We start from the raw sequence: 2128 nt of genomic DNA, 5'->3' as shown, positions 1-2128 counted from the left end.
AGGGCGACGCGCCCGGCGCGGCGCGCGCGGCCCCGGCCCGTGACAGCCGCGGCCCCGGGCCGCGGACGAGGCCCGGAGAACAGGCCCGGGACGGGTGAGCGACCGCATTCTGCTGACGTGCCGCCGTCGCGCCCCTGCCGTCCCGAGTACTGTCCTGTCTGACGGTCATGACGCCTCCGGGTCCCGGACCGGTTGCCGCGCCCCGCAGGCGGCATCCGGCCCGGCCGGCGACCGGCCCGGGCACGCACGGAAGGGAAGAGGAAACACGCGATGAGCGCAGCCGACGAGGGCCGCAGCCTGGGCACACTGATGGCCGCGGCCGGCAATGAGGCCGGCGCACTGATGCGCGACGAGATCGCCCTGATCAAGGCCGACCTCTCGCGCAACGCCAAGCTCCGCACCATCCCGGTGCTGGCCCTGCTCACGGCGGGTCTCCTGGCCCTGTTCGCCTTCCTGGCCCTCACCATCGGCCTTGCCTACTGGCTGCACGCCTGGTGGGACGTGCCGCTGGCGGTCGCCTTCGCCATCGTCGGCGGGCTGTACCTGCTGGCGGCCGGCGCGCTGGTGGCCTTCGCGATGCTGTCCTTCAAGCGGATTCCCAGGACCGATGTGGGCGCCTCGATCAAGGAGTCGGCCGGGGTCATCCTCTCCGCCCTCAAGCCGCACCCCAACGGCAGCGGCGGTGCCTCCCGGTGAACGGCACGGAGAACGCGGAGGCCCGCGGCCCGGTCGTGCGCCGCGACGGCCCCTGGACCCACCGCGATGTCGCCGCCAACGGTGCCCGCTTCCACATCGCCGAGATGGGCGAGGGCCCGCTGGTACTGCTGGTGCACGGCTTCCCGCAGTTCTGGTGGACCTGGCGCCACCAACTGCCCGCCCTGGCCGGGGCCGGCTACCGGGCGGTGGCCATGGACCTGCGCGGCACCGGCGGCAGCGACCGCACCCCCCGCGGCTACGACCCGGTCAATCTGGCGCTGGACATCACCGGCGTGATCCGCGCCCTGGGCGAGCCGGACGCCGCGCTGGTCGGCCACGACCTGGGGGGCTATCTGTCCTGGACCGCCGCGGTGCTCCGCCCCAAGCTGGTGCGCCGGCTGGCGGTCGTCTCCATGCCCCATCCGCGCCACTGGCGGGCCTCGTTGCTGCGCGACCCCCGGCAGACCGCCGCCAGCTCCTCCATCTGGGGCTTCCAGCGCCCCTGGCTGCCGGAGCGGCGGCTCCAGGCGGAGGGCGCCGCGGCCGTGGCCGATCTGCTGCGCGACTGGTCAGGGCCGCGCCAGCCGGAGCCGGAGGACCTGGAGATCTACCGGCGGGCGATGTCCATCCCCTCCACCGCGCACTGCTCGATCGAGCCCTACCGCTGGCTGGTGCGGTCGCTGCTGCGGCCGGACGGCATCCAGTTCAACCGGCGGATGCGGCGTCCGGTGCAGGTGCCGACGCTGCATCTGCACGGCGCGCTCGATCCCGTGATGCGCACCCGTTCCACCGCCGGCTCCGGCGAGTATGTGGAGGCGCCCTACCGGTGGCGGCTGTTCGAAGGGCTGGGCCACTACCCGCAGGAGGAGGACCCGGTCGCGTTCTCCACCGAGCTGATCGACTGGCTGCGCGACCCCGAGCCGGACCGCTGACCGGCCACCCGGACGGTGCCGGACGGCGCCCGCCGCCCGCCGTCCGCCCCCGGGCCGCTCACCGGCCGCCCGCGCCGGCCGGCCCGCCCCGGGACTTCCGGCCCCCGGGCGCCCCGCTTATGCCCGGTCGCCGCGCGTAACGGCGGGGCTATTGTGGCGCCGGTCGGCACATGTGCCGGGCGCATGGGCCGATTTCGCTCGTCCCGCGGCGGTTACCGACCTTGCACCCCGGGCAGGGACGTGGGTATGAGCTGGACGCACGACTTCCGTGACGTGACGGGCGGTCGTGGCGGCAAGGGCGCCGCCGGCCGCGCACAGGGAGCCGCCAGAACCGGTGGCATCAGCAGGCTCCACGCCGGTGCCCGCGAGATCGGCTTTCCCCAGATTCTGCGCCGGCGAGCGCGCTGGGTGGGCACCCGGCTGCGTCATCCCCGCGGCTGACCCCGGACCGCCCGCCCGCCCGCCCCGCCGCGGCCCGGCCCGGCCCGGCCGGCGCCGCT

Annotated in this window: 2 protein-coding genes; both read left to right on the top strand. The window is 75.5% G+C overall.

Translation table 11 applies throughout. From position 1 onward, the window contains the following. Positions 1–270 precede the first annotated feature (270 nt). Positions 271–696, top strand: coding sequence for a phage holin family protein (locus GQS09_RS27990; RefSeq protein WP_165990313.1), 426 nt, complete (start codon positions 271–273; stop codon positions 694–696). Further along, positions 693–1628: an alpha/beta fold hydrolase gene (locus GQS09_RS27985; protein ID WP_165990312.1), complete on the top strand. Its 936-nt coding sequence runs from the start codon at positions 693–695 to the stop codon at positions 1626–1628. The genes GQS09_RS27990 and GQS09_RS27985 overlap by 4 nt, the downstream gene beginning before the upstream one ends. Positions 1629–2128 lie beyond the last annotated feature (500 nt).

It is taken from the genome of Streptomyces sp. YIM 98790 (assembly GCF_011421595.1).
Lineage (GTDB): Bacteria > Actinomycetota > Actinomycetes > Streptomycetales > Streptomycetaceae > Streptomyces.
The sequence above is the reverse complement of the archived record's forward strand: the minus strand, read 5'-3'. Positions and strand labels throughout refer to the sequence as shown.